The organism is Paraliobacillus quinghaiensis (genome assembly GCF_003426025.1).
Taxonomy (GTDB): Bacteria; Bacillota; Bacilli; order Bacillales; family Amphibacillaceae; genus Paraliobacillus_A; species Paraliobacillus_A quinghaiensis.
In genome coordinates this window covers 15,904-34,771 of record NZ_QJSH01000030.1, presented here as the reverse complement: position 1 = coordinate 34,771, position 18,868 = coordinate 15,904, and the positions used below count along the sequence as shown (strand labels likewise).

23 protein-coding genes are annotated in these 18,868 nt (G+C 35.8%); 14 read left to right on the top strand and 9 right to left on the bottom strand.

The features are described from left to right. Positions 1–485: 485 nt before the first annotated feature. Complete coding sequence (gene trhA, locus D2K40_RS14420) at positions 486–1,130, bottom strand: PAQR family membrane homeostasis protein TrhA (RefSeq protein ID WP_117157040.1); 645 nt, start codon at positions 1,128–1,130, stop codon at positions 486–488. A 142-nt stretch (positions 1,131–1,272) separates the two neighbouring features. On the opposite strand from trhA, the gene D2K40_RS14415 reads away from it, so the two are divergent. Further along, positions 1,273–1,854: a DUF1836 domain-containing protein gene (locus tag D2K40_RS14415; RefSeq protein WP_117157039.1), complete on the top strand. Its 582-nt coding sequence runs from the start codon at positions 1,273–1,275 to the stop codon at positions 1,852–1,854. Between the two features lie 74 nt (positions 1,855–1,928). Here the strand turns inward: D2K40_RS14415 and D2K40_RS14410 are convergent, their stop codons facing one another. The 3 genes from D2K40_RS14410 to D2K40_RS14400 all read right to left on the bottom strand — a co-directional run bounded on the left by D2K40_RS14410 (position 1,929) and on the right by D2K40_RS14400 (position 3,791). Next, on the bottom strand, positions 1,929–2,174 hold the full coding sequence (locus tag D2K40_RS14410; RefSeq protein ID WP_117157038.1) for a hypothetical protein: 246 nt from the start codon (positions 2,172–2,174) through the stop codon (positions 1,929–1,931). Positions 2,175–2,249: 75 nt separating this feature from the next. After that, positions 2,250–3,080 (bottom strand): DUF2268 domain-containing putative Zn-dependent protease, encoded by an 831-nt coding sequence (locus D2K40_RS14405; protein WP_162879231.1) that lies wholly within the window; start codon positions 3,078–3,080, stop codon positions 2,250–2,252. Positions 3,081–3,098: 18 nt separating this feature from the next. Then, positions 3,099–3,791, bottom strand: coding sequence for a class I SAM-dependent methyltransferase (locus D2K40_RS14400; RefSeq protein ID WP_117157036.1), 693 nt, complete (start codon positions 3,789–3,791; stop codon positions 3,099–3,101). 309 nt (positions 3,792–4,100) lie between these two features. Between D2K40_RS14400 and D2K40_RS14395 the strand changes: the two genes are divergently transcribed. Both D2K40_RS14395 and D2K40_RS14390 read left to right on the top strand, forming a co-directional pair. Continuing rightward, positions 4,101–4,598 carry an Lrp/AsnC family transcriptional regulator gene (locus D2K40_RS14395; protein WP_117157035.1) on the top strand — a complete coding sequence of 166 codons (498 nt, stop codon included), beginning with the start codon at positions 4,101–4,103 and terminating at the stop codon, positions 4,596–4,598. Next, positions 4,595–5,770, top strand: a complete 1,176-nt coding sequence (locus D2K40_RS14390; protein WP_117157034.1) for an aminotransferase — start codon at positions 4,595–4,597, stop codon at positions 5,768–5,770. The genes D2K40_RS14395 and D2K40_RS14390 overlap by 4 nt, the downstream gene beginning before the upstream one ends. 61 nt (positions 5,771–5,831) lie before the next feature. On the opposite strand, the gene D2K40_RS14385 is transcribed toward D2K40_RS14390, so the two are convergent. Together D2K40_RS14385 and D2K40_RS14380 are read right to left on the bottom strand one after the other, a co-directional pair. Continuing rightward, the gene (locus tag D2K40_RS14385) at positions 5,832–6,191 is read right to left on the bottom strand and encodes a hypothetical protein (RefSeq protein ID WP_117157033.1); all 360 of its coding nucleotides are present in this window, start codon (positions 6,189–6,191) and stop codon (positions 5,832–5,834) included. A 10-nt stretch (positions 6,192–6,201) separates the two neighbouring features. Then, positions 6,202–6,396, bottom strand: a complete 195-nt coding sequence (locus D2K40_RS14380) for a hypothetical protein (RefSeq protein ID WP_117157032.1) — start codon at positions 6,394–6,396, stop codon at positions 6,202–6,204. 394 nt (positions 6,397–6,790) lie between these two features. Here D2K40_RS14380 and D2K40_RS14375 point away from each other — a divergent pair, with 394 nt between their 5' ends. Together D2K40_RS14375 and D2K40_RS14370 are read left to right on the top strand one after the other, a co-directional pair. Then, positions 6,791–8,470 carry a formate--tetrahydrofolate ligase gene (locus D2K40_RS14375; RefSeq protein WP_117157031.1) on the top strand — a complete coding sequence of 560 codons (1,680 nt, stop codon included), beginning with the start codon at positions 6,791–6,793 and terminating at the stop codon, positions 8,468–8,470. A gap of 117 nt (positions 8,471–8,587) precedes the next feature. Beyond that, on the top strand, positions 8,588–10,093 hold the full coding sequence (locus D2K40_RS14370; RefSeq protein WP_117157030.1) for an amidase: 1,506 nt from the start codon (positions 8,588–8,590) through the stop codon (positions 10,091–10,093). A gap of 49 nt (positions 10,094–10,142) precedes the next feature. Here the strand turns inward: D2K40_RS14370 and D2K40_RS14365 are convergent, their stop codons facing one another. Beyond that, positions 10,143–10,433 carry a HesB/YadR/YfhF family protein gene (locus D2K40_RS14365; protein ID WP_117157029.1) on the bottom strand — a complete coding sequence of 97 codons (291 nt, stop codon included), beginning with the start codon at positions 10,431–10,433 and terminating at the stop codon, positions 10,143–10,145. Positions 10,434–10,685: 252 nt separating this feature from the next. Between D2K40_RS14365 and D2K40_RS14360 the strand changes: the two genes are divergently transcribed. Both D2K40_RS14360 and D2K40_RS14355 read left to right on the top strand, forming a co-directional pair. After that, positions 10,686–11,009 carry a MerR family transcriptional regulator gene (locus D2K40_RS14360; protein WP_117157043.1) on the top strand — a complete coding sequence of 108 codons (324 nt, stop codon included), beginning with the start codon at positions 10,686–10,688 and terminating at the stop codon, positions 11,007–11,009. Positions 11,010–11,213: 204 nt separating this feature from the next. Then, positions 11,214–12,557, top strand: coding sequence for an MATE family efflux transporter (locus D2K40_RS14355; RefSeq protein ID WP_117157028.1), 1,344 nt, complete (start codon positions 11,214–11,216; stop codon positions 12,555–12,557). Positions 12,558–12,738: 181 nt separating this feature from the next. Here D2K40_RS14355 and D2K40_RS14350 read toward each other — a convergent pair whose 3' ends face one another. Together D2K40_RS14350 and D2K40_RS14345 are read right to left on the bottom strand one after the other, a co-directional pair. Beyond that, positions 12,739–13,341 (bottom strand): thioredoxin family protein, encoded by a 603-nt coding sequence (locus tag D2K40_RS14350; RefSeq protein ID WP_117157027.1) that lies wholly within the window; start codon positions 13,339–13,341, stop codon positions 12,739–12,741. A gap of 101 nt (positions 13,342–13,442) precedes the next feature. Continuing rightward, positions 13,443–14,072, bottom strand: coding sequence for a YitT family protein (locus D2K40_RS14345; RefSeq protein WP_117157026.1), 630 nt, complete (start codon positions 14,070–14,072; stop codon positions 13,443–13,445). 151 nt (positions 14,073–14,223) lie between these two features. Here D2K40_RS14345 and D2K40_RS14340 point away from each other — a divergent pair, with 151 nt between their 5' ends. From D2K40_RS14340 to D2K40_RS14315, 7 genes are all read left to right on the top strand, one after another. Further along, entirely contained in the window at positions 14,224–14,661 is a 438-nt protein-coding gene (locus D2K40_RS14340; protein WP_117157025.1) for an Lrp/AsnC family transcriptional regulator, read from the top strand. Positions 14,662–14,726: 65 nt separating this feature from the next. Further along, positions 14,727–14,885, top strand: coding sequence for a hypothetical protein (locus tag D2K40_RS16465; RefSeq protein ID WP_162879230.1), 159 nt, complete (start codon positions 14,727–14,729; stop codon positions 14,883–14,885). A 98-nt stretch (positions 14,886–14,983) separates the two neighbouring features. Then, positions 14,984–15,733: a ZIP family metal transporter gene (locus D2K40_RS14335; protein WP_117157024.1), complete on the top strand. Its 750-nt coding sequence runs from the start codon at positions 14,984–14,986 to the stop codon at positions 15,731–15,733. A gap of 57 nt (positions 15,734–15,790) precedes the next feature. Then, on the top strand, positions 15,791–16,477 hold the full coding sequence (locus D2K40_RS14330; RefSeq protein ID WP_229666797.1) for a CAP domain-containing protein: 687 nt from the start codon (positions 15,791–15,793) through the stop codon (positions 16,475–16,477). Positions 16,478–16,604: 127 nt separating this feature from the next. After that, positions 16,605–17,054 (top strand): MarR family winged helix-turn-helix transcriptional regulator, encoded by a 450-nt coding sequence (locus tag D2K40_RS14325; protein WP_205417575.1) that lies wholly within the window; start codon positions 16,605–16,607, stop codon positions 17,052–17,054. A 7-nt stretch (positions 17,055–17,061) separates the two neighbouring features. Further along, entirely contained in the window at positions 17,062–18,036 is a 975-nt protein-coding gene (locus tag D2K40_RS14320) for an ATP-binding cassette domain-containing protein (protein ID WP_117157023.1), read from the top strand. A 1-nt stretch (position 18,037) separates the two neighbouring features. Further along, positions 18,038–18,865, top strand: a complete 828-nt coding sequence (locus D2K40_RS14315) for an ABC transporter permease (RefSeq protein WP_117157022.1) — start codon at positions 18,038–18,040, stop codon at positions 18,863–18,865. Positions 18,866–18,868 lie beyond the last annotated feature (3 nt).

The following is an 18,868-nucleotide window of genomic DNA, read 5'->3' as shown; positions in this document are numbered from 1 at the left end:
GAAATGGGGACTTAAGGATATGAACATCCTCTACCAGATAAGATACTCAAAAGGTTGAACCGCCGTATACGGATCCGTACGTACGGTGGTGTGAGAGGTCGGGGCTGTGAAGCCCCTCCTACTCGATTTCGACTTGAGCTGTTCCCACAGGAGTGTCATCCATTTACTGACTTCGCTGGATAGCGTATTTACATTGGTTGCAATGTTTACGGTTATAACTCACATTGTAAGCTTTTCTTAATTATAGTGTACTATCTAGCGTATCAAATGAAATTGCCGACACTCCTGCAGGAACAGCGCGAGCTGAAGATCCACTCGGAGGTGTTCTTTCCCTCCGAGTTAGCTGAAGCCGTGCCTGCGGAAAGGGAGGCAATTTCATTTGAGAAGCGGGTCTAGACATTCTTTTAATACACATTCTATATATTATGTGTTATTAACCAATTTTAGTGCCAAAAAAACCAAGAGTGTAATAACGCTCTTGGTTTTTATAATACATATAAATAGACGCTTAAAAAGTGCGCTAATGTTCCGAGTAAAATAAAAAGGTGAAATATTTCATGAAACCCTAAGTATTTTGATTCTAAGAACTTCGGTTTAGTTGCATAAATAACCCCACCAATTGTATAGATGACACCACCTAGAATTAATAGAAACAAACCAGTTCCTGCAATGTTATATGATAGAGGAACAGCAACAAAAATAATCATCCAGCCCATAGCGATATAAAGACCTGTAGATAACCACCTTGGACATTTGAACCATACTAACTTAAAGATAACCCCGCTAACACCAACAGCTGTAACAATGCCGAATAATACCCAACCAATTGTCCCGTTCAGTGTAATTAAACAAAAGGGTGTATAAGTACCAGCAATTAAAATAAAAATCATCGAATGGTCTAATTTTCTCAACCAAGCTATTACATTATCTTTTGCAATAACCATATGATAGGTGGCTGATGCTCCGTATAACAAGATCATACTAGCTCCAAAAATAACAACAGCAGTTACTACTAGTGTAGAGCCTGTTGCAGAAGCTTTCATTACCATAGCGATCAATGCCACGATGGAGAGAAGTGCACCAGCTAAATGAGTGAACCCGTTAATTGGTTCTCTAATATATCGATTCATAAAAACACTCCAATCACCTTATGTAGTTTTTGATACTACATAACATAATACATCCTTTCTGATATGTCGTCAACATTTACGTTATAGTGAAAATCCGCTATAATTAAATGAGAGATTATTACTATAAAGTTGAGGTTTTTATATGAAAAACATAGATGAAATTATCGAAGAGTTAGGCTTAGATAATAAAATTACACCACAAGATATTCCATCAATTGATTTATATATGGATCAAGTTACACAACTGTTTGAGAACACATTTGAAAAGAGTAAACGCCATCCCGATGAAAAAGTTTTAACCAAGACAATGATTAATAATTATGCTAAAGGAAAATTATTATTTCCGATAAAAAACAAAAAATATAGTAAAGAACATATTATGCTTATCCATTTAATCTATCAATTAAAAGGTGCGCTCTCTATAAATGATGTAAAAACGGTATTGTCAGATTTGAATGACAAGGTCGACGTTGAACAGTTTAATTTAGAATCTATCTATGGTCACTATATAAACTTACATGATACAAATGTTGAAGATTTTAAAGCAGATACAAAAAAACTTAGTTCAGATGTGGAAAATGAGTCAGTCGAATTAAGTACAGAAGATCAAGCATATGTAGAACAAGTGCTCTTAATCGTTTCTCTTGTTAATAGAAGCAATATGTACCGGAAGCTGGCAGAAAGATTGGTTGATCAAATGGCTGTAACATTAGATGAAAATTAAAATATATGTGTAAATGCAAAAAGGCCGGACTGTGATGTCCTGCCTTTTTTCTAAAGTGAATATTTAAGAAACAATTACCAGAAAAAGAACGGTAATATTGCCAATGTAGCAATTGATCCAAGTGCAAGACCCCATCCAAAACCTGCGCCAGGACCCCAAAAACCATAGCCGTAACCACCAAGGTTAGATGGTAATGGGTGTAAATGAACATGAGTATTCGTTACACGATGAATAACACCCCGGTGCTCTCTGCCATCAACCGTCCTTATACAAACTGGTCGCCCAACATTTTTTTGACAAATTCCATAATAACGAGACATGTAAAAACTCCTTTCCTGCCAAGTTACTATATGGTATGACAAGCGTATAGTTTTGTAGAGGACAGGAGCCGACGGCTAAAGCACATTTTTACTTATCGAATGTTCCATGATTTTGTTTGTTGGTGTTCGTAGCAGTTCCTGTAGGGTTGGATTAACTTTTTCTACATAGGTATTAACAAGATGATATCCAACGTTATAACCAGCCCATTTAGGTACATTATCACCACCATACATTAATAAATCATGTTTAGGATTTGTTTTTGTTAGGTTTTGGTTTGCTTTAATCCAATTTTGCCAATGTTTTTTTGCTGTTGACTGATCGTATATTTTAGTTGCTTTTGAAAGGGCGTTCTCCCCGACAATTTGTTTGACCGCCACCTCTGCTATACCTTCTAATACAAGCGCATCTCGTAATGTAAGAATACTGTTTTGATGATGCACATAATGAAAACGAATAACATGACTGTATTCATGTACAATTAATGCTTTTAATTGATTACTAGTCGTTTGTTCTGTGATAAATAAAAAGAGTTTATCAGGATAACTTAAACCTGAAATCCCATTTAATTCAGTACGTAATTGTTCATTTTTAAAATCAGATGGGAATAAAAATGTAGAAATATCAGGTCCTTCCCATTTTTTTTGAAGAGTAGCTAATTGTACGGTTGTTATCTTCCAGTAATCATTTGAAATCATTCCTCGGATGACGTATTGATCATGTGGATCAGGGTGAAATAGGCCGTGTTGGATCAAATGCAACTGAATGGTTTCTGAGTTTGCATCAGAGAAATAATGAGTCAGAGGGGCGCATAATAGATCACGTTGTACCATAAAGTTATCCTGAAAAGTTGATTTTTTACTAGATATATAATTTAGTAACCATTGATCCGTTTCAATTACAGACAAATTCATCCCCTCTTTCTATTATTTTTCGCAATAGTAAAGACGTGCACTAAGTGAGTCTTTATATTTTTCAGTTAAACTATAATGGTTAGCCATTAGGTTAAAGTAGCTAGGATTAATAGATTCGTTAAGATCAAAATCGATAACAGCTTCAGACTGGCTGGAGATCGGCTCGACTATAACGTTTTTAAATCCGATAGCTGCTAGATTATCAATCCATTCCTGTTCAGTGAACACACTTGGTACTTGGTAAAATTGTTTGATCTCTTCCATTGCATCATGTGATAACGTTTGATTACTTGTCATTTCTAGTAGTACTAATATTCCTTTATGCTTTAGGACACGCATATATTCACGTAATGACTTATTTATATTAGTAAAAGTAGTCACAGATTCTGAAATAACAACATCAAATGCATTGTCTTTAAAAGGCAATGCCTCTGCATTCGCTTTAAGTAGCTTAATGTTGGGTTGCCCTTTAATGCGTTCACGTGCTTTGGCTAGCATGACAGGGTTAAGGTCAATGCCAGTAATGTGACCACCAGTGTGTGTGGCAAAATAGAGTAACGTTTGCCCTGTTCCACAGCCAACATCTAATACGTTAAGATTTTCTTTATTAATCTTTTTTATGATTTGTTTTGTAATCCCTAGCCCACCAGGGTGCGCTCCGCCAATACCAAACATAGCAATCATATCGGTATATGTTATTGTCATTTTTGATAGCTCCTTTTTAAAAACATTTTAGAGAAAGTTCAAAAAGTCACCAAATGATAAGCGGCTTATCTCATCGTTGACTCGCTCTTCCGGTCCTCAGAAACTTCGTCGCCTCGTCCTGCTTGCTTCTAATTCATCGACTTTTTGATTATGTGCACTGTTAGGATATGCAGATAAGCAGGGAAGTGGAATAAAGCCTCCATTTAAAAGTAATTGGTTATTTACCTTAGGCGTCGTTTGTAGTACGATAAAGTGATAATTATCAAAATACTCTTATTATTTTAAAAGTCAAAAAAGTGGGTGAATAGTATGGAAGAGAAAGAATTGGAACTATTAAAACTTTTAGAGAAAAATGGTCGTTTAGAAGTAGAAACAATTGCAAGTATGATTGATTTATCTGTAGATGAAACGAACACAATGATGGAGAGGTTAGAAAAACAAAGTGCTATCTTAGGTTACTCGACACTAATCAACTGGGCAAAGGTTCTTGAATATGAAGGAGTTACCGCAATGATAGACGTTAAAGTAACACCAACACGTGGTGCTGGTTTTGATGTAGTAGCAGAACGAATTTATCGTTTTCCAGAAGTAAAGGCACTTTACCTCATGTCAGGTGCTTATGACTTATCTATTTCTGTAGAAGGTAAGACAATGATGGGAATTAGTCGATTTGTTTCAGATAAGCTATCTACATTAGATAGTGTTGTTTCAACGACAACACATTTCGTTTTAAAAAAATACAAACATGATGGTATTATTTTTGAAGATAATGATGAGCAGGATAAACGAATGTTGGTGTCACCATGAAGACACAAGAAAAGTCATATGTTGCACACCATGTTGATCAGTTAAAGCCATCAGGAATACGACGTTTTTTTGATCTGGCATCACAAATGGAAGATGTTATTTCATTAGGTGTAGGGGAACCTGATTTTGTGACGCCTTGGAATGTAATTGAAGCAAGCTATCATTCTTTGGAGCAAGGTTATACGTCCTATACAGCAAATGCAGGTCTCTTAGAGTTGAGACAAGAAATCAGCAAGTTTTTAAAAGGGCAATATAGCGTGGAGTATAATCCGGAGAATCAAGTTTTGGTGACAGTAGGTGCAAGTCAGGCAATTGATGTAGCATTACGAGCGATCTTAGATAGTGGTGATGAAGTAATTGTTGTTGAGCCAAGTTTTGTTTCTTATGTACCTACTGTTCGCTTAGCAGGTGGAGTTCCTGTAACTGTTGATGCAACACAAGAATATGCTTTTAAGATTCAAGCAGAACAAATAGAAGAGGTCATTACACCAAAAACCAAAGCACTGATGATTTGTAGTCCAAATAATCCTACAGGGGCTGTTTTAAGTAAACAAGAGATGGAAAAAATAGCTAAAGTTGTAGAAAAGCATGATCTTGTTGTTATTTCTGATGAAATATATGCAGATTTAACCTATGATGAAACCTATACAAGTTTCGCTTCGATTACAGGTATGTCAGAACGAACCATATTAATATCAGGATTTTCTAAGGCATTTGCGATGACAGGGTGGCGTCTTGGTTATGCTGCAGGACCTAAATCTATCTTGGAAGCAATGACGAAAATTCATCAATATACGATTATGTGTGCACCAACAATGGCGCAGCACGGAGCTCTTGAAGCGTTGCGAAATGGTAAGAATAATGTCTTGGAAATGAAAACGAGTTATCGACAACGGCGTAATTTTGTTGTGAAATCCCTGCAGGATATGGGTCTTTCCTGTCACCTTCCAGGTGGAGCGTTTTACGTATTTCCTTCTATTACTTCAACTGGTTTAAGCTCGGAGGAATTTGCGGAAGAACTTTTACAAAGTCAGCAAGTAGCTGTTGTTCCAGGTGGTGTTTTTGGTGACAGTGGTGAGGGATATATTCGTTGTTCCTATGCAACATCTATGAAACAACTCGATAAAGCAATGAAGCGAATGCGTCGTTTTGTTGAACAGAAAGTAAAATAATTATGGGAAAATCCCCACATAAGATGGGGGTTTTCTGTTTTATAATTTACTTACCTTGTCATTATCGCAAACTATTTACTGCGACCCAATAGATTAAACCGCCTGTTATGTATGCTAGTACGTCATAAAGATCTGTTATGCTCTTGGTATAATATAAAGGTGTTACGTATTCCCAAAATAAACCTACAGCTAAGGTAAATAGAATAATATTTGGCACTTTCAATAGCACGAGTTTATATTGATGTAATAAAATAGAAACCATGTTTGTGTAAGATACGATCAATACCCCTCCTAGAATATCGTTGAAGTAATAGTTGATTAGTCTTATAAAAACATGGTTTGATAAATACAATTTATTAAATGTGTAAAGTGATAACGTTACTATCGCTATGCCTAAACTCTGTTTAAATAACTTTGACATACAGCTACCCCTAACAAAATGATAAGATGATAATTGCTAAAATAACTGCTCCTACAACACCCCAAAAACTTAATCCTGAACTTTTTTCCTCAATGTAAGTAGTCTTGGTGTTTGTTTTAGGGTTTATTGGATGACCACATTTAGGGCAAGATTCAGCTTGAGTTGATACGCTGTGACTGCATGATGGGCATGGTTTTAAAGGCATTTTACCCCTCCTCATTAATATAGATAGACAATATCCGTGTATGGTTTATGTTACTTTTTTCTCCAAAAATAAACCTTAGTAACTTTCCTGAATTAGTACAACTTTGTTATACTGTTCTTTTTAAGACCTCATTTTGCCATTTATTTTACACTATAAAATTAACGCTGCATACCATAACTAAGCCGTAGCTAGTATAATAATATCAAAGCAGGTAACGATTACCTTTTATGCTTATGAGCAAGTAAGAGGATCGATGACATGTTACTCTGCGTATTTGTTTGTTTAATTAATCCGAAAAATCATACCATATAAGGGTGTGATCATGTTATAATACGAATAATTCAGACTGATTTATAATAAATGTACGACTATGAAGTTATAGGAGTGAATTTTGATGCCGAAAGTACCTACAGATATTGAAATTGCTACAGACGCAGAAATTAAACCAATTAAAGAAATTGCAGATAAAATTGGTTTAACAGAAGAAGAATGGGAACCGTATGGAAAACACAAAGCAAAAATATCTCTTTCAACTTTGGAAAGATTAAAAGAAACCCCAGATGGGAAGTTGATTCTTGTTACTTCGATTAATCCAACGCCAGCGGGTGAAGGGAAATCAACTGTGACTGTTGGTTTGGGTCAAGCCCTAAATCGCGTGGGACATAAAGCGGTTGTCGCATTACGTGAACCGTCTCTTGGTCCTACTATGGGTATTAAAGGTGGCGCAAGTGGTGGTGGTTATGCACAAGTTATTCCAATGGAAGATATTAATCTTCATTTTACAGGTGACATTCATGCAATCACTACAGCAAACAATGCTTTAGCCGCTTTTATCGATAATCATATTTTTCAAGGAAATGAATGTGAAATAGATGCACGTCGAATTGTTTGGAAACGCGTAGTTGACTTAAATGATCGCGCACTAAGAAATGTTGTGATTGGCTTAGGTGGTTCAAAGCAAGGAGTACCACGTGAGGATGGTTTTAATATAACTGTTGCATCGGAAATTATGGCAATATTTTGTTTGGCTAAAGATGTTGCAGATATGCGTCATCGCTTAGCAAAGATTGTTGTAGGTTATCAAGCGGACAGCACACCTATAACAGTAGCAGATTTAGGTGTAGAAGGTGCACTTACGTTGTTGTTAAAAGATGCGATTATGCCTAATCTGGTTCAAACGCTTGAAAATACGCCGGCAATTATCCACGGGGGACCTTTTGCTAATATCGCACATGGTTGTAATAGTTTACTTGCAACTAAAATGGCAAGTAAACTAGGGGATTATGTTGTGACAGAAGCCGGATTTGGCGCAGATCTTGGTGCAGAGAAGTTTCTCAATATAAAAGCACGTATTGGTGAACTAGATCCAAAAGCAGTTGTCATTGTTGCGACAATTCGTGCACTTAAACTGCATGGTGGCGTAGATCAAGCAGCTTTAAAAGAAGAGAACCTTAAAGGCTTGCAGGCTGGAATGAAAAACTTAAAAAAACATATGGAAACAATAGAAGCGTTTGGGTTACCATTTGTGATTGCGATTAATCGTTTTGTAACAGATACGGATTCAGAGGTTGATTATGTTACAAAGTGGTGTGAACAGCATGGTGCACAAGTTGCGTTAACAGAAGTATGGGAGCATGGTGGCGCAGGTGGTATCGATCTTGCTGAGAAGATTGTGGAAATCACAAACGACAAGTCAAGCCATTTCCAACCACTATATGACTTAGAAGAAACAATTGAAGATAAAATTAAAATGATAGCAAGAAAAGTATATGGCGCAAACGGTGTGCAATTCACACCGCAGGCAAAACAACAGATTTTAGAAATGACAGCGAACGGATGGGATCATTTACCGATTTGTATGGCAAAAACACAATACTCATTATCTGATGAACCAACATTACTCGGTAGACCAGAAAATTTTGAGATTACGGTTAGAGAGTTAAGACCATCAATCGGTGCAGGCTTTTTAGTTGCGTTAACAGGAGACGTACTAACAATGCCAGGGCTGCCAAAAGAGCCTGCAGCACTTCGAATGGATGTTGATGAAAAAGGAAATGCGTTAGGGTTATTCTAGAAAAAATTTATATGAAAGAGTTTAAAAGAGCACATGTCTTAAATAGGCATGTGCTTTTTCAATTAAAGTAATCTTGGTTATACTAGTGTGAAATGATAATTTTAAAAGGTGGAACAAATGGATATCAAAACCTATCAAACATATGATGCAATTGGTTTAGCGGAGTTAGTGAAGAATAGACAAGTATCTGCTTTAGAGTTACTGGATGTTTCATTTGCCAGACTTGAACAAGCTAATCCAAGATTAAATGCAGTACTTCGAACTAGAAAAGAAAATGTTTATCAAGAGGTTGAAAAAACAACAAAACAAAATCAACCGTTTTATGGTGTTCCAATTCTGTTAAAAGATATTTCCCAAGCAATAAGAGGAGAAGTGTTGAGCTCAGGTTCAAAGCTTTTAAAAGATAATATTGCTAAAACAGATTCCAATCTAGTAGCGAAATTACGGGCTTCTGGGTTTCAATTTCTAGGACACACGAACACGCCTGAATTTGGCCTAAAAAATGTCACAGAACCAAAGTCATATAAGCCAACCAGAAATCCATGGAAACTAGACCATTCACCAGGTGGATCTAGTGGTGGCGCTGCCGCTGCTGTTGCTTCTGGCATGGTGCCAGTTGCAGGAGCAAGTGATGGAGGTGGATCAATTCGTATCCCGGCTGCATTTACAGGATTATTTGGCCTTAAGCCTACTAGAGGCAGAACTCCAGTAGGTCCCGGTGTTGGTAGGCAATGGCAAGGCGCCTCGATTGATTTTGCTTTAACACGATCTGTACGAGATAGTGCAGCATTATTGGATGTACTGCAGACTATACAACCAGAAGCAGCTTTTCAAACACCACTTTATGAAGCGAGTTATCTTGATCTTGTAAATAGTGTATTAAAAAGAAAGTTCCGGATTGCCTTTTCTACCGCATCACCAGTTGGAACACCAGTGAGTCAAGATGCAGAAACAGCGGTTCATCAGGTTGTTTGTTGGTTAGAAAAACAAGGACATGTGGTTGAAGAGATGGAAAGTCCAGTTGATGGTATTAATTTAATGAAGAATTATTATGCGATGAATAGTGGAGAAATAAATCGAGTAATCAATAATCTAGAGAAAGCATTTAACAGAGAACTTACATTAGCTGATATGGAGATTGTTACCTGGGTTTTACATAAATCTGGCGAGAACCTATCGGCAGCAGCTTATAGCGAAAGTTTAGCTGGATGGGATATTGCAGCCGCAGAAATGGCGCGATTTCATCAAAAGTATGATCTATATGTTACGCCTACAAATGCGTATCCAGCACCAAAAATTGGAGAGTTAACACAAACAGAGACTGAAATAGAAAAGTTAAAAACTATTGATAAACTGACAGTATTAGAACAACAAAAACTTGTGTATGAGATGTTCTTACCAAGTTTAACGTATACGCCACATACGCAATTGGCTAATTTAACCGGTCAACCAGCAATGAGTGTTCCGACTTATTTAACAAAAGAAAGATTGCCAATGGGGGTGCAATTTCTTGCGCCAAAAGGGAAAGAAGGTTGGTTATTAGAAATTGCTAGGAGCTTAGAACAGTCTGGTCTTTGGATAGATATCATGAATAATCCATTTAATAATAATCCAAACAAATAAAAAAAGCGACTGCTTGGTATCGCCGCCAAAGTCAGTCGCTTGTATGTTTTTATTCAATCACAAATTCAACTTCGTCAAATTTTCTGGAGTATTTAATGTTGAAATCCTTATCATCAAAATACCAACTATCAGATTTTTCTACAAAGAAAGTAATCCCTTGTTCTTCAATTTTCATGGCTGGATCATTTGGTTGATCCTTATTAGAGATACCAAGTGAAAAACCCTTATGAACACCACCACTACCACCATATCTTGCAAAAAAGCGCACAAAATCACCTGTAGATAATTCTAATTCATCAATAAACCATTTTACAGCGGGTTGTGTAATAGATATTTTCATGTTTGCGATTCCTCCTCTTCTATACTATATCAAAATCCATAATGCAGTACGAGAATGAATTTCAATATTTTAATGAAGAAGTGGAAGAGTTTCTTTGTTTGTATACAAGATTGTCACATATAAGTAGAGTTTTTGTAAGTCTTGCTTTTATGTTTGTGAGGTTTTCTTACATAACAATATAGGTGTACAATTAAACTGTGTATAATGGAAGAAATAGATATTAATAAATAAGAGATTACGGCGGTGAAAATCATGACTGACAACCCTTCTTATAAGGAAAGAAAAGTAATAACGATTGGTGTCGTAAGTGAACTAACCGGCTTGACGGAAAGACAAATTAGATATTATGAAGAGAGAAAATTGATCTTCCCTGAGCGATCACCAAAAGGAAATCGTAAATATTCATTTGGGGACGTAGAGCAATTGCTTGATATTGCTAATAAAAGAGAAGAAGGGGTACAAACACACGAAATTAGACAGGACATGTTAAAACAGCAACGAAAAGAAGAGCGTAAGAATCGTAAAGAATTATTAAGAGGGGAGATCAATGCGCGCTTCGGAATTCAAAAAGATTGAGTCTTTATTTCCGCTTGTGCGAATGGGAAATAGAGGCTCACTAGATAAGTTTTAAAGCTTAAACAAGAATAGAAAGACAAGAAAACCTTCACAGTAAATGAAATGAAGGTTTTTTTATTTTTTTAGATGCACATTATACTTAGAGAAGAGGTAAAAGTGTTAAAATATTAGACATCTGAGGATTTGTGAAGAGGAGATTAGTAAATGTCGAAACAGCAGGATTTCACCCAGGGTAATATAATGAAGCAATTGCTTGTCTTTACAGGACCTATTATGCTGACAAACTTATTGCAAGTATCTTATCAAATTACAGATAGTTTATGGGTTGGTAATTTATTAGGTGGTAATGCATTAGGTGCAATTAGCGTTTCTAGTATCATTATTTTTATATTATTGTCTTTCATTATTGGAATTAATAACACAACCTTAACTGTACTTTCTCAACAAAAGGCAAAAGATAATGACGAAGGTTTAAAAGCATATCTAAATGCCTTTATAATAACATTAACTATCTTAGCTCTTACTCTTGGGACTATTGGTTTTTTATCTGCTGATTTCATTGTGCGTTTGCTTGGTACACCAGAATCCATGCATGCTGATGCAGTGGCTTATCTACGAATTAATACACTTGGAATTTTCTTTTTGATGGGATATAACTTTATTGGAACTGTGCTTCGTGCATTAGGGGATAGTCGGACACCGTTACGTTTTGTGTTCATTGCTGTTTTATTAAATGTAATATTAGATCCTTTATTCATTTCCGTCTTTGAACTAGGCGTAACGGGTGCAGCTTATGCCACAATTGGATCTCAGGGGTCGGCGTTTATTTTTGGTCTGTTTTATGTTTGGAAACGTAAACTAGCTCCATTAGTAAAACCATATAAACCAAAAATGGAAGAAGTAAAACTAATCTTGAATTTGGGTATACCATCTGGTTTACAAATGGCGGCTATCTCAGGGGGATCTGCAGCAATTATGAGTGTTGTCACCTCACATGGTGAAACAGTAGTTGCAGGATTTAGTGCTGCACAAAGATTGAATAGTTTATTTATTCTCCCAGCACAAGCACTAGGTACAGCAATGAATAGTATGGCAGGCCAAAATATTGGTTTGCAAAAGTGGGATCGCGTTCGTAAAATTGCAAGGTACGGGATCTTATATAACTTTGTTATAATGGCTGTTATCATGGTTTTAATTGTATTAACAGCTGATAAAACAATAAGACTGTTCATTCAAGAGCCAGCCGCAATAAAGTTTGGTGCAGAATACCTTATGATAGTTGCCTTTTTCTACCCGTTTTTAGGTGTTAACTTTGTCTTGAATGGGATAGTTCGAGCTGCTGGGGCAATGTATCAAATATTAATCTTAAACCTTATATCATTTTGGTTGCTTCGCTATCCATTAACTTATTTATTTTCAGAAATGCTCGGTGAAAGAGGAATTGCGATTGGAATCGGGCTTAGTTTCTTATTAAGTAGTATTTTTGCTTTCCTCTATTATCGATTTGGTAAATGGAGGGAGAAAAAACTATTTGAAACGGAGCAATAAAGTTATATACCAAAAAGTTGTTAGATAATATAACAATATACTGGGCGGATATGTTGTGGCATGCTAGGATATATAAAGTAAACAAATAGATAGTGTAACGAATGGGGAAGTCATTGTTGATCTACAAGTAAAAAAGTACCGTTTATTCAAGAATACCTGAATAAGCGGTACTTTATTGTGTTCATTTGTTTTCTTCTAAAAGATTTCTTACTTCTTCAGGTCCATTAGCATAAGCAGAGAATGCGCCATCCTTTACTTGTATTAAAGTTGGAGTGCCTGTAATTTCAATCTCATCAGCAGTGGCTGGTTCAGTATTTCCGTAAGGTGTATTATGAGTAGCGATAATTTCATCTTGCTCATTTATCCCAATTCTCCAAAAAACTTCAGCGTCTTCTGTGTAGTCCGTAAGTTCAACACCTTCATTAAGTTGCTCTTCTTCGTCGACTACTTCGCCTATTTTTACATCATACTCCTCGTGATGTGTCTCCCAATCATACCAAGCATCGTGATTGTTGGGTGCTTGCATATCAACAATTCGGATAGGCATGTCTGCATCTTGTGCAAATTCAATAATGTCAGGTGCTACTTCCTCACAATAACTACAGCCCTCTTGCCAAAAATAAATAAGATAATCGCCTTCGTCTTGTGTATAGGTGTCTTGGTAATCAATCTTATCTATATCGTCAATGGAATCAACAGTCACAGTTTTGTATTGGTTAAGTAAAATTATCCCCAAAACAGCCACAACTAATGTGATCCCTACTAAGATGAGTGTTTTTTTCATAGGACATACTCCTCTTCTTTTAATTTGTCTGAAATCTATTTTTTATTATAGAGAATAAAGCAAAACAAGTAAATTGAAAACTTACTAAAAAAGGAAAGCGCCTAATTTGTAGGCACTTTCCTTGCGTTGATTGTTGCTGTTTTTTTTGTCTTTTGGATTTCTGTTTCTTTCTCAGTAATTCGGCTTTTAAAGTGGCTAACGATAACTGAGATCACTGCTATTGACAGTACAGAGGCTAGTCCACGAACGATTCCAACTGTGTAAATACCAGTAGTTACAACAACTATATCAAATAGAAAATTAGTTGTTCCAGGGTTAAATTGATAACGTTTATGGAAAAACAAAGCTAAGATATTCGATCCACCCAATGACGAACCGTTGGCGAATAAAATCGATAATCCAAAACCAATAAATGCTCCTCCAATAATTGCGCCAATCCAAATTGAAACAGTGAAGTTTGGTAGGAAAACATCAAGCCCTGTCAGGATTGAAAGTAAACTAACAGAGACAATCGTTGTTAAAGTGAACTTCCATCCCATCCGTAGGATTGAAAAAATGTAAAATGGTATATTTACTAAAAAGAAGATTAAAGAGAATGGTTGTGAGAAGAGGTAGGATAGATTTAAAGCTAACCCTGCTGTTCCACCAGTAATTAATTCAGCGTGTTTTAAAGTGAGCACACCGATGCTAACAATAATAATTCCCAAAAAAACTTTTATTATTTTTTCCATGCGCTAACTCCTTTGATTAAAAGTGTATTACTTTATGTTAGAATAAAAAGTAAGAATAATATATACAAAAAGGTATGAAAAATCATAAAAAAATTTACATTATGAATAAAATATTTAATTTTAATATATAAACTGAAAAAAGGATGATAAAATGGATAAACTCGATAAACAAATGTTAGATTTTCTTCAAGATGATGGAAGGTTATCAATTAGCGACTTATCGAGAAAGTTAGCATTAAGTCGTCCGAGTGTGACAGAAAGGCTTCATCGATTACGGGAAAAAAAGGTAATTGAGGGGTTTAGCGCTCGTGTGGCATTACCTGCGGTTGGAAGAGAAATCTTATTAATTATTCAAGTGAGTGATTTGAAAGTCTCACCACAAGAATTTGAATCACTGATACAGAAAAAAGAGGATATAATCGAATGCCATCGTGTCACGGGTGATGTGAGTTACTTTTTGAAAGCAGCGGTATCTAACATGGAACGTATGCGTTTATTAATTGATAGCTTGATGCCTTATGGGAGTATTAATACATCCACTGTGCTAGCCTCGCCGGTATCTTATCGAAAAATATTACCTAATGTTTAAGTGCGTAAATGTTTCTTTTGAAAATAAAGCCTAAAATGCTTAAAATAAATAGAGGAGGGATTTAAATGTATTGGCTAAAAAAATTATTCGGTTCAAAGAACTGTTACGTTTGTGGTCAAAAAGCGTCTCAACCTCAAAAGTACCTTGATGATAAAGGGAAAATTGTTTATGTCTGTTATAAGTGTGTGCCTTATGCAGAAAGAAGAGCATTACGAAAACCTTAAAAGTATATTTTAGCAGTTAGTGAGCAATTTAATCATAGAAAGAAAAGAGCTTCGCATTTACAAAATGCGAAGCTTTCTTTATTCACTGAGGTGATTATATGTTTAATGCTATTCTTTGGGGTACAATAGCCGCTTCTGCTACTTTGTTAGGTGCATTACTAACAATGTATTTGTCAATTCCAAAGCGTTTAATTGGGTTTATAATGGCGCTTGGTACAGGTGCCCTTATTGGTGCAACAAGTTATGAATTATTAGAGGATGCATTGATGATTAGTGGATTTACTGAAATTGCAATTGGATTTTTAGGCGGAGCTCTAATTTTTACCATTTTAGATATTGTAGTTTCACACCGTGGTGGGCAAAGACGAAAAGAAACAAAACCATTTCGTGAATCCAAAGCAATTGGAACAGGACAGTCAAATTCAGGGTTAGGAATGTTCATTGGAACGGTAATGGATACATTGCCAGAATCAGCAATGATAGGGATGAGTATTGCAAGTGGAGATAAGGTCAGTGCTGCATTAGTTGTTTCTATATTTATAAGCAACCTACCAGAAGGGTTATCAAGTACAGTTAGTTTGCAGAAAAGCGGTTATAGTAAAAAGAAAATTTTAGGACTGTGGCTTGTTGTTGTATTCTTTTCAGCAGTTAGTTCTGGTGCAGGATTATTACTCTTGTATGCTTCCAATAGTATAAAAGCAATTACGAGCGCATTTGCTGGTGGTGCGATTATTGCAATGATTTCTTCAACAATGATGCCAGAAGCATATAAAGAAGGCGGACCTATTGTTGGATTTGTCACAACGTTAGGGATGTTCTTAGCTTTATTTTTACACCATCTTGGATGATTTTAACATCGAATAATATGTGTGTTGAAGCAGACAATATTAATAGGAGGGATAAAAGTGAAAAATAGTATAAAAATTAGTATTTTTATGATCATGCTTGCTCTGTTGTTAGTTGGCTGTGCAAACGATAATAATGATCAAACAAGAAACAACGATATGGGCATGAATACTGAACCAATTGGTTTTACTGGTGAGAGCACGGATCAAACAAATCAACAAACAGCTCGGGAACCGAGATTTCCAATTAATCCAGGAAGAGAACAAAATATCTTCACACCTGAACCCAAACGGGAGATTGCACAAGGGGATCAAGGCATACGAACTAATCCAGAAGAAACAGAAAAAGATGAATCAACAAATCAAACTGCCAGTGGTTTTCAACAAGAAGTTGCAAAATTAACGAATCAAGAACGTGAAAAGAATGGACTTAGCCCACTACAAATTGATACTGCTTTACAAGAAGTAGCGCAAACAAAATCAGAAGATATGGCAACAAATAATTATTTTTCGCATACGTCACCAACCTATGGTTCTCCGTTTGATATGCTCCAGCAATTTGAAGTTGATTACACGACAGCAGCTGAAAATATAGCATCAGGCCAACAGTCACCAAAAGAAGTTGTTAACGGTTGGATGAATAGTCCTGGGCATCGTAAAAATATAATGAATGAAAAAGTGACGCATATAGGAGTAGGTTATGCAGAAGACGGAGCGTACTGGACGCAATTATTTATTGCAAAATAGAAGAGTGTAAAAACAGGATCAGCCTTAGCTAATCCTGTTTTTTAATGGTAGTATCACTCTAAAATGTTATAATAATTCGCATACGAAACATTCGTATGCGAATTATTAATTTTAAGGTGGTGAGGTTGTGGCAGAACAGGATGGGGCAGAGATTGCTACGCTAATTCGTGAGATTAATGCTGGATTAAATCAACGTATCCGTGAAACATTTAAAGATAAACCAATTACACCGCCACAAATGATGATCATTTTTATGCTAGCTGAAGAAAAACGTCTAAAAGTTAGTGAAATAAGTAAAAAAATGAGTTTAGCTAATAGTACGGTTTCAGGTATTTTAGATCGATTGGAAAAGCAAGATTATATTAAGCGAGTGCGTAGTGAATCAGATAAGCGTGTTGTTTATGTGGAAGCGACGGATCAGATGAAAGTTATATTTGATCAACACCATCAAGCAATGACTGAATTTCTAGCTTATTTAGTAAGAGATGTAACAGCGAAAGAGTTTAAAACGATATTAGATGGGCTTGATATTTTAAGGAATTTAGTGCAAACAAACGGTGCAAAGGAGAAAGGGTGAAGATTGCGTGGGGAATATTGTAGAAGTAAAAGGATTAAAAAAGCGTTACAAAGATTTTGAAGCTGTTAAAGGACTGGATTTAGAAGTAGCAGAAGGTGAGATATTTGGATTTCTTGGTCCAAATGGTGCAGGTAAAAGTACCACAATTAATATGCTCTCAACAATCACAAAACCTTCTGAGGGTGTAGCCAAAATAAACGGTTATGACAATGTAACAGAGAAGAATAAAGTTCGAGAAAGTATTGGATTAATATTTCAAGAATCTACCTTAGATGAAAAATTAACTGCAAATGAAAATTTAATGTTACATTGCAAGTTTTACAAAGTTCCAAAAGAAAAACGAGAAGAACGTATTCAAGAAGTATTGCAAATAGTTGACTTAGAAGATAAACGCTCTAATATTGTGGAAACTTTTTCTGGTGGAATGAAGCGTCGTTTAGAGATTGCTAGAGGATTACTCCATTATCCAAGAGTCTTATTTTTAGATGAGCCAACAGTAGGATTAGATCCACAAACGCGTAACCATATTTGGGAATATATTTTAAAACTAAAGAAAAAACAAGGCATTACCATTTTCTTAACAACACATTACATGGATGAGGCGGAAATATGTGATCGAGTGGCAGTAATGGATGGTGGTCAATTAATTGCTCTTGATACCCCCGAACAATTAAAAACGAATGTGGGTGGAGATATTATTGAAGTTTCCACTACAGATAATATAAATGCAAAACAAAAGATAGAAGAATTGTATCAAACGGATGTAACAGAAAGTAGTGAAGGGAAATTAAGCTTTCAAGTGCAAGATGGTAGTGCATTTTTAGTAGAATTTGTGAAAAACTTTGATATTCCTATTACTACAGTTAACTTAAGACGTCCTACATTAAATGATGTGTTTTTACATTTAACAGGGAGAGAAATAAGAGAAGAATCCGTTTCGCAAAGAGATTTAATGAAACGAAACATGAGGAGGCCGCATTAATATGGAAGGGATATATGCAATATGGCAACGAGATGTCATCAAATTCTTTAGAGATCGAGCACGCTTAATTGGATCTTTTGCGATGCCGTTTATGTTTCTAGTGTTGTTTGGTAGTGGAATGAGCGGCGCAATGTCCTCGATGTTAGGGGGAAATGCGTCAGGTCCATTGGCTGATTTTGATTTTGTTGAGTTTATGTTCCCTGGAATTATTGGTATGACGGTATTTAATACAGCGATTTTTTCTGCTTTATCAGTGGTACAGGATAAGGAATTTGGTTATATGCGTGAGATACTAGTATCTCCCTTGTCACGTGTTTCAATCGCAATTGGAAAAGTCCTTGGAGGAAGTACAGTAGCTGTAATGCAGGGTTTAATGATGTTGATTTTTGTTCCGTTTATTGGCGTTAATATTACATTTTTAATGGTAATAAAACTTATCCCGATCATGTTTTTAGTTGCTTTTGCAATATCTGCTATTGGACTATTGATTGCAAGCTCTTTAAAAACATCTCAAGGATTTCAAATGGTTGTACAAATACTGATTTTTCCGATGTTATTTTTATCAGGAGCTCTTTTTCCGCTGAGTGGAATGCCAGCGTGGATGAATGTAATTGTGAAGGTGAACCCACTAACATATTCTGTTGATATGTTTAAAAAGATCATTTTGCAACCAGATAAAATGGATCCTGCATTGCGTCAGGCAATGGGCTTAGATTTAACTATCTTTAATCATGTCATTACATTCTCGCAAGAAATTATAGTAGTTTCATTAATTAGTATTATTTTTATAGTATTGGCTACTATAAAATTCACTAAATCAGAGGCTTAATAT